This window comes from Sinorhizobium sp. RAC02, from assembly GCF_001713395.1.
Lineage (GTDB): Bacteria > Pseudomonadota > Alphaproteobacteria > Rhizobiales > Rhizobiaceae > Shinella.
On sequence record NZ_CP016450.1, the window covers coordinates 1246655 to 1263625 of the forward strand.

A 16971-nucleotide genomic window follows, 5' to 3' on the forward strand; every position below is an offset into this window, starting at 1 on the left:
CGTGCTTTGCATTATATATGGACGGGAATGACCATAAGGAGTGCGGCGATGGTCGCGACGAACGAACTCAGGGCCGGTGAGAATCTCAAGGCCATGGATCCGATCTGGGACAGCCTGCGCGAAGAAGCGCGCGTTGCTGCCCAGGCCGAGCCGCTGCTGGCGGCCTTCCTCTATTCGACGGTGCTGAACCACCGCTCGCTGGAAGAAAGCGTGATCCACCGCGTCTGCGAGCGCCTCGACCATCCGGACCTGCAGGCGAACCTGCTGCACCAGATCTTTTCCGAGATGCTGGAAGACTGGCCGGAATGGGGCAGCATCCTGCGCGTCGATATCCAGGCCGTCTACGACCGTGACCCCGCATGCCTGCGGTTCCTGGATGCCGTGCTCTATTTCAAGGGTTTCCACGCCATCCAGACCCATCGTGTCGCGCACTGGCTGTACAACAACGGCCGGCGCGACCTCGCGCTCTACCTGCAAAGCCGCTCGTCCAGCGTCTTCCAGACCGACATCAACCCGGCGGCGCGCATCGGCAAGGGCATCTTCCTCGATCACGCCACCGGCTTCGTCGTCGGCGAGACGGCGGTGATCGGCGACAACGTCTCGATCCTGCACAACGTCACGCTCGGCGGCACCGGCAAGGAAGGCGGTGACCGCCACCCGAAGATCGGCGACGGCGTGATGATCGGCGCGGGTGCAAAAATCCTCGGCAACATCCATATCGGCCATTGCTCGCGCATAGCCGCCGGCTCGGTCGTGCTGAAGCCCGTGCCGCCCAAATCGACGGTCGCCGGCGTGCCGGCCAGGGTCATCGGCGAGGCGGGCTGCAACGAGCCGTCGCGTGCCATGGACCAGCTTCTGGCGGCCTTCGACTACGATCTCTAATCCGGGAAAAGTCGCAGCCTGCCGGACATCGAGGGTTTACACGACCGGGGGCAGGTGCGAGAAGCGCGGCAAATCAAACGTTGACGGAGACATGTCGTGACGCCGGAAGAAATCAGGAAGCTCGAGGCCTACTTCAAGCGCAATATCAACAAGGAGATCGTCATCAAGGCCCGTCCGCGTAAGGATGAATCGGCCGAGGTCTATCTCGCTGATGAATTCCTGGGCGTCGTCTTCCGCGATGACGAGGATGGCGAACTGTCCTACAACTTCTCCATGGCGATCCTCGACATCGATCTCTGATCTGTCGGTATTTCCAAAGATAGAGGCCCGGCAGCCCATGGCGCCGGGCCTTTTATTATATTTGTGCGACAAGCCTGCCGTTTTCAGCGCCAATAATCATACCTATTGCGCAAGGTCTTGCTTTGCTTGCGGAATATTGCGTTGCAGCATCTTCATTGACTTTTTTGTGCATTGCATATAGATTTTGGACACATCACCGGGATCAAAGGAGACTTCGATGTTCAATTTCGATGACGCCAACAAGAAGAGCAAGGAAGCCGTGGACACGTTCGTCAAGAGCTACGCCACCGTTGCGCAGGGCTTTCAGGCGATCGCCACCGAAACGGCTGACTATTCGAAGAAGTCCTTCGAAAACAACATTGCCCACATCGAGAAGCTCTCTGGCGTCAAAAGCGTCGAAGCCGCTGTCGAACTGCAGACGGCTTTCGTGAAGTCCGCCTATGAAGGCTTCGTCGCCGAAGCGACCAAGCTCAGCGAAATGTACGCCGACCTCGCCAAGGGCACGTACAAGTCCTACGAAGCACCGGTCGCCAAGGCGACTGCTGCTGCCAAGGCTGCTGTCGCGGCTTAAGACTTTTCAGTACTGCGTACGCGTATAGCGTTTATCGGCCGGCTGCGGGCAACCGCAGCCGGCCTTTTCGTGTTGCGGGGATTGCGCGAGGCTGGTGGAGCGGGAGCAAATTTCGCTATTTCCTTCAGACGGCCCGCGATTATGATTGCAGTGCGAAGCAGGGGTCTTACAATCGTGTGTCGAGACATTAGATAACAGGTCCAGAAGGCAGCCACGGCTGAACGGTGCGCTCCAAGGAAGCGGCCGAAATCAAGGGAATGAACACAAATGGATGTGAGACGGGCTCGAATGCAGGATGGGGAAGGCGGCAGCGACACTCCCGGTCGCAGCACCTCCGTCATTACCCGCACGAAGCCGAAGACCAAGAAGCCGAGCCTGTATCGCGTCCTGCTTCTCAATGATGATTATACTCCGATGGAGTTTGTAATCCACATTCTGGAACGTTTCTTCCAGAAGGACCGAGAAGCAGCCACGCGGGTCATGCTCCATGTGCACAATCATGGTGTAGGCGAATGTGGCGTGTTCACCTACGAGGTTGCCGAAACCAAAGTGACACAGGTGATGGATTTCTCCCGCCAGCACCAGCATCCGCTGCAATGTGTCATGGAAAAGAAATGAGGAACGAACGTGCCAACATTTTCTGCAAGCCTTGAAAAGGCGCTCCACCAGGCACTGACCTACGCGAACGAGCGTCATCACGAATATGCGACGCTCGAGCACCTCCTGCTCGCCCTCATCGACGACGCCGACGCGGCTGCCGTGATGGGCGCCTGCAATGTGAATCTCGACGTGCTGCGCAAGACCGTCACCGACTATGTCGACCATGACCTCGCCAACTTGGTGACGGGCTACGAAGAGGATTCGAAGCCCACCTCCGGCTTCCAGCGCGTTATCCAGCGCGCGGTAATCCATGTCCAGTCGTCCGGTCGCGAGGAAGTGACCGGGGCCAACGTGCTTGTCGCGATCTTCGCCGAGCGCGAAAGCCACGCCGCCTATTTCCTGCAGGAGCAGGAAATGACGCGTTACGACGCCGTCAACTTCATCTCGCACGGCATCGGCAAGCGTCCCGGTTCCACGGAGCAACGCTCCGTGCGCGGCGCCGACGAGTCCGAAAGCGAGCCGACGAAGCAGCAGCGAAACGGCGGCGAGCCGGAAGAGGCCGCCAAGAAACAGGACGCGCTGACGGCTTATTGCGTGAACCTCAACGAGAAGGCCAAGAACGGGAAGATCGATCCGCTGATCGGCCGCCACAGCGAGGTGAACCGCACGATCCAGGTCCTCTGCCGCCGCTCGAAGAACAACCCGCTCTACGTGGGTGACCCGGGCGTGGGCAAGACCGCCATCGCCGAAGGCCTCGCCAAGCGCATCGTCGAAGGCAAGGTACCGGAAGCGCTGGCCGACGCGACGATCTTCTCGCTCGACATGGGCACGCTGCTCGCCGGCACGCGCTATCGCGGTGACTTCGAGGAACGCCTGAAGCAGGTCGTCAAGGAGCTGGAAGACTATCCGGGTGCGGTTCTCTTCATCGACGAGATCCACACCGTCATCGGCGCCGGCGCCACCTCCGGCGGCGCGATGGACGCGTCCAACCTGCTGAAGCCCGCTCTGTCCTCCGGCGCGATCCGTTGCATCGGCTCGACGACCTACAAGGAATATCGTCAGTTCTTCGAAAAGGACCGGGCACTCGTCCGCCGCTTCCAGAAGATCGACGTCAACGAGCCGACCATCGACGACACGATCGAGATCATGAAGGGCCTGAAGCCCTACTTCGAGGAATACCACAAGCTTCGGTATTCCAACGAGGCGATCAAGTCGGCCGTCGAACTGTCGGCGCGCTACATCAACGACCGCAAGCTGCCGGACAAGGCGATCGACGTGATCGACGAGACCGGTGCGGCCCAGATGCTGCTGCCCGCCGGCAAGCGCCGCAAGCTGATCACCGAGAAGGAGATCGAAGCGACGATCGCCACGATGGCCCGCATTCCGGCAAAGACCGTCTCGAAGGACGACGAGCAGGTGCTCGCCAACCTTGAGAAGGAACTGGGCTCGGTCGTCTACGGCCAGGATCTGGCCATCGAGGCATTGTCGTCGGCCATCAAGCTGTCCCGTGCGGGCCTGCGCGAGCCGAACAAGCCGATCGGCTGCTACCTGTTCTCCGGCCCCACCGGCGTCGGCAAGACGGAAGTCGCCAAGCAGCTTGCCAGCTCGCTCGGCGTGGAACTGCTGCGCTTCGACATGTCGGAATACATGGAACGGCACACGGTTTCGCGTCTGCTAGGTGCACCTCCCGGCTATGTCGGCTTCGACCAGGGCGGTCTTTTGACCGACGGCGTTGACCAGCATCCGCATTGCGTGCTGCTGCTCGACGAAATCGAGAAGGCGCATCCGGACCTCTACAACATCCTGTTGCAGGTCATGGATCACGGCTCGCTGACCGACCATAACGGCAAGAAGATCGACTTCCGCAACGTCATCCTGATCATGACGACCAATGCGGGCGCATCCGACATGGCCAAGGCCGCCATCGGCTTCGGTTCGTCGAAGCGCGAAGGCGAGGACCTGGAGGCGATCAACCGCCTGTTCACGCCGGAATTCCGCAACCGTCTCGATGCGATCATCCCGTTCGGCTCGCTGCCGACGCCGGTCATCCATCAGGTCGTGCAGAAGTTCGTCATGCAGCTGGAAACCCAGCTTGCCGAGCGCAACGTCACCTTCGACCTCCAACAGGAAGCAATCGCCTGGCTGGCCGAGAAGGGCTACGATGAAAAGATGGGTGCCCGCCCGCTGTCGCGTGTCATCCAGGAAAACATCAAGAAGAAGCTCGCCGACGAAATCCTCTTCGGCAAGCTCAAGAAGGGCGGCGTCGTCCGCGTCTCCGTCGGCACGAAGGAAGATGGCTCGACCGGCCTGATCCTCGACGCCGTGCCGGAAACCGCGCCGATCAAGCCGAAGGCCGAAGTCGAGGAAACCGCCGCGAAGAAGGCGAAACCCCGCAAGGCCAAGGAAACCGTCGCCGCTGAAGCGGCACCGGCCAAGGCGAAGTCATCGAAGAAGGTGACGGAAGCCAAGGCCGAACAGCCGAAGGACGAGCCGCCGCGCAAGTCCAGCGCCGTTCCGAAGGTGCCGCGCAAGAAGTAACGACTTTACAAAGTCATACCGGCCGGGCAGGTAACTGCCCGGCTTTCTTTTTTTGAAGACCCGAGACCCGCCCGAGAGAGTGGATGACTGCCGAGACCGCGCCAGAACCTCAATCCCAGATGCACTGGATCCTCCTTGGCATGCGCGGCATTTTCAGCCTGCCTGCGATCATCCTGATGCTGTCCTTCGTCGGCTTCGCGGCCTTCACGGCGGAGGCGAAAATTCCGGTCGAGCAGGTGATGTTCATGACCGGCATGGTCTGGGCGCTGCCGGCAAAGGTGATCCTCGTCGGCTCCATGCTGTCTGGCGCCCACATTGCGGCCGCCTTCATTGCCGTGACGCTGTCCTCCGTGCGCATGATGCCGATGGTGGCGGCGCTGATCCCGGAGATTCGCGACCGCCGCACGCCCACCTGGCTCTTGCTGATCATCTCGCATTTCGTGGCGATCACCGCCTGGGTCTTCGCCATGGAGCATGTGCGCACCGTGCCACGGGAAGGCCGCGTCGCCTTCTTCGCCGGCTTCGGCATCACGCTGACGCTCGCCAACATTATTCTCGTCGGTCTGGTCTACGGCGCGGTATCGGAATTCCCGCCCATCGTTTCGGGCTGCCTGTTCTTCCTGACGCCGGTCTATTTCCTCACCTCGATCTGGATTTCCGCCCGCCATCGCGTGATCTACTGGGCGCTCGGCATCGGCCTTGCGCTCGGTTACGTCTTTGCGGTGATCGCGCCGGAATACGACATCCTGCTTGCCGGCGTCATCGGCGGAACGGTCGCCTGGTGGGGGGAACGGCTGTTGCGCCAGAGGGAGGCCAGCCGATGAGCTTCGACGGCCTCTGGCCCTATATCTACATCGCCATCGCCGGCTGGCTTGCGACGGATCTGTGGCGCTGGGCGGGCGTTCTTGCCGGCAACCGCCTCGATGAAAAATCGGAAGTGCTGAACTGGGTGAGGGCAGTGGCGACCGCGCTCGTAGCCGCCGTCATCGCCAAGCTGATCTTCTTCCCGACGGGAACGCTCGAAACCTCGCCGCTCTGGTTGCGGCTCGGCGCGGTGGTTTTCGGCGCGGTCTGCTTCTTTTTCGGCGGGCGCTTCCGGCAGATCCTGGGAATTGCCGCGGCCATTGCCTTCCTGGCCGCGGGTCTTGCCATCACCGGCGCCTGATCAGAGCGGCGCGAGGCCGAGGCTCTGGCGCAGGTCGAAGCCGTTTTGGACGGGATAGCGCACGTTGCCGATCTTCCAGTTTCCGCCGTTTTTCACGAAGTGAATCTCGACCGTTTTCGTAGCGCCGAAATTCGTCATCTCGGCACGCACCACGGCACCTGTATCGTTTTCCGAAACAAGTGTGACGACGGCGGAAACCTTGTCGAAGTCCTGTGCGTCGATGAAGAAATCGAAGCCCGGATGGTTCTCGCCGGACAGTTGCTCGGCAACATCGGCAACATAGGGCACGTCCTTCGGGCCGTTGCCGTCATTGTCGTAGCCGGCATAGATTTTTTCGACGATCGCTTCCGGCCGCTCCGCGGCAAAGGCGGGGAAGGCAGGCAGTGCTGCAAGAAGAGCCGCACTTGCGAGCCCGAGCAGGACCGTGCGGCGGGTGAGGAGAGGCGTGCTCATTCCGCCAGCGCCTGTCTCAGCTTTTCCGCATTTGCCGCCAGCACAGCCTGATCTTCCATCGTGCCCGAATGCGGCTTCAGAGGAAGGCCCTCGATGCGCGGGATGACGTGGAAGTGCAGGTGATAGACGGTCTGGCCGGCGGCCGGTTCGTTGAACTGGATGACCGTGACGCCATCGGCCTCGAATGCCTCCTTCACCGCAACCGCCACCTTCTGCACGACCGGCATCAGGTGCGACAGCGTTTCCGGGTCGGCATCGAGGATGTTGCGCGACGGCGCCTTGGGGATGACGAGCGTATGGCCGTTTGCCTGCGGCATCACATCCATGAAGGCGATGGCGTGGTCGTCCTCGTAGACGCGGTGCGCGGGGATTTCGCCGCGCAGGATCTTTGCGAAGATGTTGTTCGTATCGTAGCTCATGCTCGTCTCCCGATAATGCTCAGTCCGTGTCGTTTGGTTCGCCGCGGCGGAAGGGGCCATGTTCGGCAAGGTATTCGCCCGTCGCCTCGACATCGCGGCGTTCGCGCTCAAGATAATCCGCGACGGCATGCCGGAGGCCCGCATGGGTGATGTAGTGGGCCGAATGGACGGTGGCCGGCAGGTAGCCGCGCGCCAGCTTGTGTTCACCCTGCGCACCAGCCTCGACGCGCACCAGCCCCTTGGCGATGGCGAAATCGATGGCCTGATGGTAGCAGACCTCGAAATGCAGGAAGGGGTGATCCTCGATGCAGCCCCAGTGCCGGCCGTAGAGTGTGTCGCCGCCGATGAAATTGATCGCGCCGGCAATGTAGCGGCCATTGCGCTTGGCCATGATGAGCAGGATGTCATCGGCCATGCGCTCGCCGATCAGGCGATAGAATTCTCGGTTGAGATAGGGCCGTCCCCATTTGCGGCTGCCGGTATCCATATAGAAGGTGAAGAACTGGTCCCAGATCTGTTCAGTCAGATCCTTGCCCGTCAGCCAATCGATGGAAATACCGTGTTCCAGTGCCGCGCGACGCTCCTTCTTCAGGGCCTTGCGCTTGCGCGAGGCAAGCGTTTCAAGAAAATCGTCGTGCGAGCCATAGCCGGCATTGATGAAGTGGAATTGCTGGTCGGTGCGGTGCAGGTAGCCGGAAGCCTCGAAGACCGGCATCTCTTCCTCTGGCACGAAGGTCACATGCGCGGATGAGGCACCGTGGCGCCTGCACAGTTCCTTCAAGCCTTCGGCAAGGGCCGCCTGCGTTGCGACGACCGGTTGGTCGACGCGGTGCAGCAGGCGCGGGCCAGTCGCCGGCGTGAAGGGGATCGCGGCTTGCAGCTTGGGATAATAACTCCCGCCGGCGCGCTCGAAGGCGTCGGCCCAGCCGTGGTCGAAGACATATTCGCCCTGGCTGTGGTTCTTGAGATAGACGGGCAGGGCGCCAAGAACAGCGCCGTCGTCACCCTCCAGAACAAGATGCTGGCCGAGCCAGCCGGTTTCGGCAATGGCACAGCCCGATTCTTCGAGCGAGGACAGGAAAGCGTGACTGACGAAGGGATTGTAGGGCGTCGTCGCATCGTCCCTGGAGGCGCCGGCAAGGCGCCCCCAGTCTTTCGCCGGAATGTCGGCGAAGCTCGTTTCGACGCGGATGCGCACCGACCCGACCATGCTCAAGCCGTCAAGGCCTCGCGCGGATCAAACCCTTCGAAGGTCATCTGGTCCGCGTTGAGTGCCGTGATCGTGCGCGCTTCGTCGTCGCGCACCGTCCAGGTGATGATCTGCTTGCCGAGATCGCGCTGCCGGCTGATGAAATCGTTCGGCAGGTGGCCATAATAATAGGAGATGAAATCGAGCCCGAGCTGCATGGCCGCTTCATGCACCGCAAAATTCTCCGGTCGTGCGCCTTCCGCCGTGAGCCCGACGGGGCGTGTCGTGCCGATTTCCTTCAGGTCTTTCAGCAGCCACTGGTCGAAGCTCATCAGTGCGACCGGGCCCTCATAGTCCTCGATGGCATCGAGTACCGCCATGGCGAAACCCTCGTCATCGCCCTTGCGACCCTTCAGTTCCAGAACGAGCGGCACCCGGCCCTTCACGAGGTGCAGAAGCTGTCTCAGCGTCGGTACGCGGTCGGCCGTGCCGCCGATCGGCAGCAGGCCGAGTTCGCCGGCCGTGCGGGCACGAACGTCACCCTCGATGCCGCAGAGGCGCTTTAGGTCGTCGTCATGGAAGACGACGGGAATGGCATCGGCGGCATATTGTAGGTCGCATTCGATGGCGAAGCCGGCGTCGGCGGCGCGCGCGAAGGCCGACAGTGTGTTTTCCCAGACGGTCCGGTTGAGGTCGTGATAGCCGCGGTGGGCAATCGGCCTCTCGGTCAGCCAGCTGAATTTCTGCATCAGGCAATTTCCATGATGGCGTCGATTTCGACGGCGGCATTGAGCGGCAGCGCCGCCATGCCGACGGCAGCGCGGGCGTGTTTGCCGGCGTCGCCCAGCGCGCCGACGAGGAAGTTGGACGCACCGTTCAGCACCAGATGCTGTTCGACGAAGTCCGGCGTCGAGGCGACGAAACCATTGATCTTGATGATGCGCTTGATGCGCGACAGGTCGCCGAGCGCGGCCTTGGCCTGGGCAAGGAGACCCAGCGCGCAGAGTTCGGCCGCCTTCTGGGCGCCGGCGACATCGACATCCTTGCCGACATGACCGGTCACGGCGAGCTTGCCGTCGAGCATCGGCAACTGGCCGGAAATGTGGAGCACGTTGCCGCTGATGACGAAGGGCACATAGTTGGCTGCCGGGGCGGCCGCAACGGGAATATCGTAGCCCAGTTCCTTGACGCGTTTCTCGATTTCAGCGGACATTCCGGTCTCCGTTGTTGGCCTGTTTGGGATATCGCTGCGGCCTGCCGTCGCGATATCGAAATGAATGGGGCGCTGCGCGCATATTGCCTCGCTTTTGCCGGAAGAGTTCTTATAACATCGCGACCGACTTCAACAGGAGGAAACGGATGTTTCGTTCAGCCTTTGTCACGGTCGCCATGGCCGGGGCATGCTTCGCCGGCAGCGGCATCACGAGCGCCTTTGCCACACCGGCGACGGGGCTTGCGCCGCACCGTGCCGTTTACGACCTCCAGCTCAAGGATGCGACCGAGCGCTCGGGCATCGCCGGCATGTATGGCCGCATGGTCTATGAATTCAACGGCAGCCCCTGCGACGGCTATACGGTGAGCTTCCGTTTCGTCACCCAGGTGAATACGGGCGAGGAAACGCGGCTCACCGACCAGCAGACGACGACCTACGAGGACCTGAAGAGCGGCAGCTTCCGCTTCCTCACCCGGTCGTTCACCGACGAAAAGCTCGACAAGGAAGTGCGCGGCTCCGCCCGCGAGGACAAGAATGGCGTCAGCGTCGACCTGACCGCGCCGGACACACGGCAGGTGGAACTCGCCGCCAGCCGCTTCCCGACCGAACACATGCTGGATGTCATCGATAGCGCCAAGAAGGGCAAACGCTTCTTCGAATCGCGCCTTTTCGACGGCTCGGATGCCGGCGACAAGACGCTGATGACCACGACGGTCGTCGGCAAGAAGGACACGCCCAAGGCCGGCGATCCGGATGCCGACAAGGCGGGCACCTTCTCGAAGCAGGCCTTCTGGCCGGTCTCGATCGCCTATTATAACGACACGAGCGAAGGCGATGCGCTGCCGGTCTACCGCATGTCCTTCAAGCTTTACGAGAACGGCATCACCCGTGACCTGACCATGGATTACGGCGAGTTCGTGCTGACCGGCAAGCTTGCCAAGCTCGAGATGTTCAAGCAGCAGGAGTGCAAGTAAGCACCCTCTCGACCGTCTTTTTTGCTCGCTGCCCTTGATCTTCCGGGAAACTGGGGGTAAGGGGCAGCCATTCCACACGTAAGGCATGGGATCGTCCGGGAGAAATCCGGACCGTTCCGCCCGGTGGCATTCCTTGACGGGATGCTGTTCGCCTTGCGGAGGTTCAACCGGAAAAGGATAACAAGGCATGGCATTGCCCGATTTCTCTATGCGCCAGCTTCTGGAAGCTGGTATTCACTTCGGCCACCAGACCCACCGCTGGAACCCGAAGATGAAGCCGTACATCTTCGGCGACCGTAACAACGTTCACATCATCGACCTGGCACAGACCGTTCCGCTGCTGTCGCGCGCCCTTCAGGTCGTGTCCGACACGGTTGCCGGTGGCGGTCGCGTTCTGTTCGTCGGCACGAAGCGCCAGGCGTCCGACATCATTGCCGACGCTGCCAAGCGTTCGGCCCAGTACTACGTCAACGCCCGCTGGCTCGGCGGCATGCTGACGAACTGGAAGACCATCTCCAACTCGATCCAGCGTCTGCGCAAGCTCGACGAGATCCTCGCTTCGGAAGGCTCCGGCTATTCGAAGAAGGAGCGCCTGACCCTCGAGCGCGAACGCGAAAAGCTTGAAAAGGCTCTCGGCGGTATCCGCGACATGGGCGGCACACCGGACCTGATGTTCATCATCGATACCAACAAGGAATCGATCGCCATCCAGGAAGCCAAGCGTCTCGGCATCCCGGTCGTCGCCATCATCGACTCCAACTGCGATCCGGACCCGATCGATTTCCCGATCCCCGGCAACGACGACGCCTCGCGCGCCATCGCTCTGTACTGCGACCTGATCGCACGCGCTGCCATCGACGGCATCGCACGCCAGCAGGGCGCATCGGGCCGCGATCTCGGCGCCTCCGCTGAAGTTCCGGTCGAGCCGGCGCTCGAAGCTGAAGCCGAAGCATAAGGCCAGGGCCGGAGCGAAGCACTCGCTCCTGCTTTTAAGATTCAACCGAGGCCAGAGAGACGATCCCTGGCCTCGGCTTGTTTGAAGACCTTGTCTGCCCACGGTCCGAAGGGCCGCAGCTGAGGCGACAGGTCGCGGTGATCTTCATCACCCTGTCATATTTCCGGGTACATTCGTTCCCAAAACCTTGAGTTCGCCGAGGTTTTCCGGCGGCACGCAACAACCGACAAGAGGCTCACAATGGCTGAAATCACCGCTGCACTGGTGAAGGAACTGCGCGAAAAGTCCGGCGCAGGCATGATGGACTGCAAGAGGGCGCTGACCGAAAACAACGGCGACATCGAAGCAGCGATCGACTGGCTGCGTGCCAAGGGCATCGCCAAGGCCGACAAGAAGTCCGGCCGCACCGCGGCTGAAGGCCTCATCGGCATTGCCAGCGCCGGCACCAAGGCCGTCGTCATCGAAATCAACTCCGAAACCGACTTCGTTGCCCGTAACGATGCCTTCCAGGACCTCGTTCGCGGCGTCGCTGGCGTGGCACTTGGCACCGACGGTTCCGTCGAGGCGATCTCGGCTGCCAACTACCCGGCAACCGGCAAGTCGGTTCATGAGACCATCACCGACGCGATCGCAACGATCGGCGAGAACATGAACCTGCGCCGCGCAACGCTGCTGTCGGTCGAAGACGGTGTCGTCGCGACCTACATCCACAATGCGGTTGCTGACGGCCTCGGCAAGCTCGGCGTTCTCGTCGCGCTGAAGTCGACCGGCGACAAGGAAGCTCTCAACACCATCGGCCGCCAGGTCGCCATGCACATCGCTGCCACCAACCCGCTCGCCATCCGTTCTGAAGAAGTCGATGCCGCTGTCGCCGAGCGCGAACGCAACGTCTTCATCGAGCAGTCGCGTGCTTCCGGCAAGCCGGACAACATCATCGAGAAGATGGTTGAAGGCCGCATGCGCAAGTTCTTCGAAGAAGTCGCCCTGCTGTCGCAGGCCTTCGTCATGAACCCCGAAGTGACCGTCGGCGCTGCCGTCAAGGAAGCTGAAAAGACCGTCGGCGCGCCGATCGAAGTCGTCGGCATGGCTCGTCTCCTGCTCGGCGAAGGCGTCGAAAAGGAAGTAACGGACTTCGCCGCCGAAGTCGCAGCCGTCGCCAAGGGCTGATTTCCACTTTCCCGTTTGGGAAAAGAATGGCCCGATTGGGAAAAGACTGTCCTGATTGGGAAAAGAACAGGGCGCCGCGTGACAACGCGGCGCCCTTCGTGTATCCGGCTTGCCGAAATGCCTGCCCCGAAATTTCTATGCGGCGAGGGCTGCCCTTTGCAGGACCGCCCACGGTTCTGCCCGGCTGCCGGATCGGGAGAGCAGGCCCACGAGTTCAGGAGCGACCATGACGGCCAAGCCAATCTACAAACGTGTTCTGCTGAAAGCCTCCGGTGAGGCGCTGATGGGATCGCAGGGCTTCGGCATCGATGTCGCGGTCGCTGATCGCATCGCCTCCGACATCGCGGAAGCCCGCGCGCTCGGCGTCGAGGTCGGCGTCGTCGTCGGTGGCGGCAACATCTTCCGCGGCGTCGCTGTCGCATCCAAGGGTGGCGATCGGGTCACCGGCGACCACATGGGCATGCTGGCGACCGTCATCAATGCGCTGGCGCTCGCAACCTCGCTGCGCAAGCTCGACATCGACACCGTTGTCCTCTCGGCGATCGCCATGCCGGAAATCTGTGAAAGCTTTTCGCAGCGCGCGACGCTCTACCACCTGTCGCTCGGCCGCGTGGTGATTTTTGCCGGCGGGACCGGCAACCCTTTCTTCACGACCGATTCGGCCGCAGCACTGCGTGCGGCCGAAATGGGCGCCGAGGCGATCTTCAAGGGCACGCAGGTCGATGGAATCTACTCCGCCGACCCCAAGAAGGACCCGCACGCCACCCGCTTCGACCGCCTGACGCACAGCGAAGTGCTGGAAAAGGGCCTCGCCGTTATGGACGTCGCCGCCGTTGCACTGGCGCGCGAAAACCACATTCCGATCATCGTCTTCTCCATCCATGAAAAGAGCGGCTTTGCCGAAATATTGACCGGTGGCGGACGCGGTACCATCGTAACCGACAACTGATTCTCAGTCGGCGCACGCTGGATGCGTGCGGCCGCTTTATGAAAACGGGAGTATTCCGATGAGTGAAGGTATTGACCTTAAGGAACTGAAGCGTCGCATGGACGGCGCGATTTCCGCTTACAAGAACGACATCGCCTCGCTGCGCACCGGCCGCGCCTCGGCCAACGTGCTCGATCCGGTGCAGGTCGAAGCCTATGGTTCGCGCGTGCCGCTGAACCAGGTCGCCAATATCTCCGTTCCGGAGCCGCGCATGCTGTCGGTCTCCGTCTGGGACAAGGGCATGGTCGGCGCCGTCGAGCGCGGCATTCGCGAATCGAATCTCGGTCTCAACCCGATCATCGATGGCCAGAACCTGCGCATTCCGCTGCCGGAGCTCAACGAAGAGCGCCGCAAGTCGCTCGTCAAGGTCGCTCATGATTATGCCGAGAAGGCGAAGGTCGCGATCCGCCATGTGCGTCGCGACGGCATGGACGACCTTAAGAAAGCCGAAAAGGACGGCAGTATCGGCCAGGACCTGAGCCGCGCCCAATCCGAAAAGGTGCAGAAGATGACGGACGAGACGATTTCCGACGTCGATCGCTTGCTTGCCGAGAAGGAAAGGGAAATCATGCAGGTTTAGGGCGTTCGCCACCTGCATTCATTTCTCTTTTTCGGATTGCTCATGAACCAGCTTTCGCCCAGCACCGTACCTGCCCACGTCGCTATCATCATGGATGGCAACGGGCGCTGGGCGAATGCGCGGGGCCTGCCGCGCGCGATGGGTCATCGCAAGGGCGTCGAGGCCGTGCGCGAAGCCGTGCGGACGGCCACTGAGTGTGGTGTTTCCTACCTGACGCTCTTCGCCTTCTCGTCGGAAAACTGGAGCCGGCCGCAGAGCGAGATCTCCGACCTGATGGGGCTTCTGAAGACCTTCATCCGGCGCGACCTCGCGGTGCTGCACCGGCAGAACGTGCGCATCCGCATCATCGGCGACCGGACGAATCTCGCCAGCGACATTCTGCCGCTCCTGCTGGAGGCGGAAGACACGACCCGGGCGAATACCGGAACGACGCTGGTGATTGCCTTCAACTACGGTTCGCGTGACGAGATCGCCCGCGCCATGCAGGCGCTCGCGGCAGACGTCGCCGCCGGGCGCCTCGATCCAAATGAGATCACGCCGGAACGCATCGGCGCATCGCTCGATACTGCCGGCATTCCCGACCCCGACCTCATCATCCGCACGAGCGGGGAGGAGCGGCTGTCGAACTTCCTGCTCTGGCAGGGCGCCTATGCCGAACTGATGTTCATTCCCGATTTCTGGCCGGATTTTTCGCGCGAGACCTTCCTGGATGCCCTGTCGCGCTATTCCGCGCGTGAGCGCCGGTTCGGCGGCTTGCAGGCGACGAAGACCCTTGCGGTGGGCTCCTGATGCAGAGTGAACTGCGCTTGCGCATCCTTTCCGGCATCGTGCTGGCCATCATCGTGCTTGCCGCTACCTGGTTTGGCGGCTTTGCCTTCCGGCTACTCGCTTCAGCCATCGGGCTTCTCGTCTATTATGAGTGGTCGACGATCACCCGCATGCCGGAAACGGATTTCCGCGCCAATGCCTTCGGCTGGTTTTCGGTCGGCATCATCGCATTGCTCGTCGTCTTCGGTATCGATGAATTTGCCTTGCCCGTGCTGATCGGCGCGACCCTGATCGGCATCATCTATGCCTTGGCCCTCAAGGGCAGCGGATGGCTTGTCGGCGGCATCGTTTACTCCGGCCTGACGGTCATCTCGCTTGCCGCGATTCGTGGCGACACGGCGAATGGCTTTGCGGCGATGATCTTCATCTTCGCGGTCGTCTGGGCGACGGACATCCTTGCCTATTTCATCGGCCGCGCCATTGGCGGACCGAAACTCGCGCCACCGATCTCGCCGGGCAAGACCTGGTCCGGTGCCATCGGCGGGGCCATTTCGGCCGTTATCGCCGGCACGTTGGTCCATATGATCTTCTTCCCGCTGAACGGGCTGTGGATACCGATGATCGCGCTCGTGCTCTCGGTGTTCAGCCAGGTCGGCGACCTCTTCGAGTCGTTCATCAAGCGCCGATTCGGCGTGAAGGATTCGAGCCGCCTCATTCCGGGACATGGCGGCGTGATGGACCGGGTCGACGGCCTTGTTTTTGCCTGCTTCGCCGCGTTCCTCATTGCGCTAGGCGATGCGCTCGTGTCAGGTGCCGCAAACGCGCCAGCCGGCGTGTTTCTTTTCGGCCCGTAATCACGAAGACTTAAGGATTGGGATCATGGAAATGCTGGCTGGCTCCGTTGGCTTTGTGACGGGCTATATCATTCCCTTCCTGGTCGTGTTGACGCTCATCGTCTTCGTGCACGAGATGGGGCACTACCTGGCCGGCCGCTGGTCGGGAATCGGCATTACGGCCTTCTCGGTGGGCTTCGGTCCGGAGATATTCGGCTTTAACGACCGGCATGGTACGCGCTGGAAGCTTTCCGCCATCCCGCTCGGCGGCTATGTGAAGTTCCTCGGCGACGACGATCCGGCCTCTATTCCGGATTATGATTCCATTGCGGCGCTGCCTGAATCCGTACGCAAGCGCACGTTCCTCGGAGCCGCCCTGTGGAAAAGGGCGATAACCGTGGCGGCCGGGCCGATTGCCAATTTCGTGCTCGCCATTGCCATTTTTGCCGTGATGTTCTCGATCTATGGCCGACAGATCGCAGACCCGATCGTGGCAGAAGTCCGTCCCGGCAGCGCCGCCGAAGAGGCTGGCGTGCTCCCGGGCGACCTGCTCGTGGCACTCGACGGACACCCAGTGGCAACGTTCGATGACGTGCGCCGCTACGTCAGTGTCCGTCCGGAACTGAAGATTACCGTCACTGTCCGCCGCGATGGCGCAGACCTTGATCTCCCGGTTATACCGAAGCGCGCCGAAATCACAGACCAGTTCGGCAACAAGATCGAGCTCGGCCAAATCGGCATCGTGACCAGCCAGGAGACCGGCAATTTCCGCGTCGTCGAATACGGTCCGGTCGAGGCCGTGGGGCAGGGCGTGCTGCAAAGCTGGCATATTGTGACGGGCACGTTCGACTATCTGTCGAATCTCGTGACGGGTCGCATGAAGGCCGATCAGCTCGGTGGTCCGATCCGTGTTGCGCAGGCTTCCGGCCAGATGGCGACGCTTGGTGTTGCCGCATTGCTGCAACTGGCCGCCGTCCTCTCTGTTTCCATTGGACTTTTGAACCTTATGCCGGTTCCGGTACTTGATGGCGGCCATCTGATGTTCTATGCGGTGGAGGCTATCCGGGGCAGGCCTGTCGGGCCCGGGGCGCAGGAGATCGCATTTCGCATCGGCATGGCGCTGGTGCTCATGCTGATGGTCTTCGCGACCTGGAACGACATATCCATGCTTCTTGGCTGAAAGTTTGCCGGCACGTCCGGCGGAGATTAAAGGGGAGCCGCAGTCCGACGGGCAGTCTTGCTAAGGCTCTGTTTACCGTAATGAAACGCATTTAGTGACCTTAGGGCCACTGTTTGAATTGAAGTAAACAGAAATTAACGCGTGACCTTGCTTGTATGGCAAAAGCGGTTAAAACGGCAAACGTGACCGGAGTCGG

The 16971-nt window shown here is 61.5% G+C and carries 20 protein-coding genes; 15 read left to right on the plus strand and 5 right to left on the minus strand.

Translation table 11 applies throughout. The features are described 5' to 3' along the window. The first annotated feature begins 48 nt into the window (after positions 1-48). From cysE to BSY16_RS05935, 7 genes are all read left to right on the plus strand, one after another. Positions 49-882: a serine O-acetyltransferase gene (gene cysE, locus BSY16_RS05905; protein WP_069058800.1), complete on the plus strand. Its 834-nt coding sequence runs from the start codon at positions 49-51 to the stop codon at positions 880-882. A 96-nt stretch (positions 883-978) separates the two neighbouring features. Then, the gene (locus BSY16_RS05910) at positions 979-1182 is read left to right on the plus strand and encodes a DUF3126 family protein (protein WP_069058801.1); all 204 of its coding nucleotides are present in this window, start codon (positions 979-981) and stop codon (positions 1180-1182) included. Between the two features lie 217 nt (positions 1183-1399). Beyond that, a complete protein-coding gene (locus BSY16_RS05915) occupies positions 1400-1753 on the plus strand; it encodes a phasin family protein (RefSeq protein WP_069058802.1) in 354 nt (117 codons plus the stop codon). A gap of 267 nt (positions 1754-2020) precedes the next feature. Then, the gene (clpS, locus tag BSY16_RS05920; protein WP_069058804.1) at positions 2021-2371 is read left to right on the plus strand and encodes an ATP-dependent Clp protease adapter ClpS; all 351 of its coding nucleotides are present in this window, start codon (positions 2021-2023) and stop codon (positions 2369-2371) included. Positions 2372-2380: 9 nt separating this feature from the next. Next, positions 2381-4891, plus strand: coding sequence for an ATP-dependent Clp protease ATP-binding subunit ClpA (gene clpA, locus BSY16_RS05925; RefSeq protein WP_069058805.1), 2511 nt, complete (start codon positions 2381-2383; stop codon positions 4889-4891). Positions 4892-4974: 83 nt separating this feature from the next. Continuing rightward, a complete protein-coding gene (locus BSY16_RS05930) occupies positions 4975-5715 on the plus strand; it encodes an AzlC family ABC transporter permease (RefSeq protein ID WP_069058807.1) in 741 nt (246 codons plus the stop codon). Then, entirely contained in the window at positions 5712-6056 is a 345-nt protein-coding gene (locus BSY16_RS05935; protein WP_069058809.1) for an AzlD domain-containing protein, read from the plus strand. Before BSY16_RS05930 ends, BSY16_RS05935 begins: the two co-directional genes overlap by 4 nt. On the opposite strand, the gene BSY16_RS05940 is transcribed toward BSY16_RS05935, so the two are convergent. From BSY16_RS05940 to BSY16_RS05960, 5 genes are read right to left on the minus strand one after another with little or no spacing between them, the layout of a single operon-like run. Then, a complete protein-coding gene (locus BSY16_RS05940; protein ID WP_069058811.1) occupies positions 6057-6509 on the minus strand; it encodes a DUF3828 domain-containing protein in 453 nt (150 codons plus the stop codon). After that, positions 6506-6928: an HIT family protein gene (locus BSY16_RS05945; protein ID WP_069058814.1), complete on the minus strand. Its 423-nt coding sequence runs from the start codon at positions 6926-6928 to the stop codon at positions 6506-6508. The genes BSY16_RS05940 and BSY16_RS05945 overlap by 4 nt, the downstream gene beginning before the upstream one ends. 19 nt (positions 6929-6947) lie before the next feature. Further along, on the minus strand, positions 6948-8138 hold the full coding sequence (locus tag BSY16_RS05950; RefSeq protein WP_069058815.1) for a GNAT family N-acetyltransferase: 1191 nt from the start codon (positions 8136-8138) through the stop codon (positions 6948-6950). A 2-nt stretch (positions 8139-8140) separates the two neighbouring features. Continuing rightward, positions 8141-8866, minus strand: a complete 726-nt coding sequence (locus tag BSY16_RS05955) for a glycerophosphodiester phosphodiesterase (protein WP_069058817.1) — start codon at positions 8864-8866, stop codon at positions 8141-8143. Continuing rightward, positions 8866-9330 (minus strand): RidA family protein, encoded by a 465-nt coding sequence (locus BSY16_RS05960; protein WP_069058819.1) that lies wholly within the window; start codon positions 9328-9330, stop codon positions 8866-8868. The genes BSY16_RS05955 and BSY16_RS05960 overlap by 1 nt, the downstream gene beginning before the upstream one ends. Before the next feature lie 146 nt (positions 9331-9476). On the opposite strand from BSY16_RS05960, the gene BSY16_RS05965 reads away from it, so the two are divergent. The 8 genes from BSY16_RS05965 to rseP all read left to right on the plus strand — a co-directional run bounded on the left by BSY16_RS05965 (position 9477) and on the right by rseP (position 16775). Beyond that, a complete protein-coding gene (locus BSY16_RS05965; RefSeq protein ID WP_069058821.1) occupies positions 9477-10304 on the plus strand; it encodes a cell envelope integrity EipB family protein in 828 nt (275 codons plus the stop codon). Positions 10305-10491: 187 nt separating this feature from the next. Then, the gene (gene rpsB / locus BSY16_RS05970) at positions 10492-11259 is read left to right on the plus strand and encodes a 30S ribosomal protein S2 (protein ID WP_069058823.1); all 768 of its coding nucleotides are present in this window, start codon (positions 10492-10494) and stop codon (positions 11257-11259) included. 240 nt (positions 11260-11499) lie between these two features. Further along, positions 11500-12426, plus strand: coding sequence for a translation elongation factor Ts (tsf, locus tag BSY16_RS05975; RefSeq protein WP_069058825.1), 927 nt, complete (start codon positions 11500-11502; stop codon positions 12424-12426). A gap of 226 nt (positions 12427-12652) precedes the next feature. Then, positions 12653-13375 (plus strand): UMP kinase, encoded by a 723-nt coding sequence (gene pyrH / locus BSY16_RS05980; RefSeq protein WP_069058826.1) that lies wholly within the window; start codon positions 12653-12655, stop codon positions 13373-13375. Positions 13376-13433: 58 nt separating this feature from the next. Continuing rightward, positions 13434-13994, plus strand: a complete 561-nt coding sequence (gene frr, locus BSY16_RS05985) for a ribosome recycling factor (protein ID WP_069058827.1) — start codon at positions 13434-13436, stop codon at positions 13992-13994. A 42-nt stretch (positions 13995-14036) separates the two neighbouring features. Continuing rightward, entirely contained in the window at positions 14037-14783 is a 747-nt protein-coding gene (locus tag BSY16_RS05990) for an isoprenyl transferase (protein WP_069058828.1), read from the plus strand. Then, positions 14783-15616 carry a phosphatidate cytidylyltransferase gene (locus BSY16_RS05995; RefSeq protein WP_069058829.1) on the plus strand — a complete coding sequence of 278 codons (834 nt, stop codon included), beginning with the start codon at positions 14783-14785 and terminating at the stop codon, positions 15614-15616. Before BSY16_RS05990 ends, BSY16_RS05995 begins: the two co-directional genes overlap by 1 nt. Before the next feature lie 25 nt (positions 15617-15641). Further along, on the plus strand, positions 15642-16775 hold the full coding sequence (rseP, locus tag BSY16_RS06000) for an RIP metalloprotease RseP (protein ID WP_069058830.1): 1134 nt from the start codon (positions 15642-15644) through the stop codon (positions 16773-16775). Positions 16776-16971 lie beyond the last annotated feature (196 nt).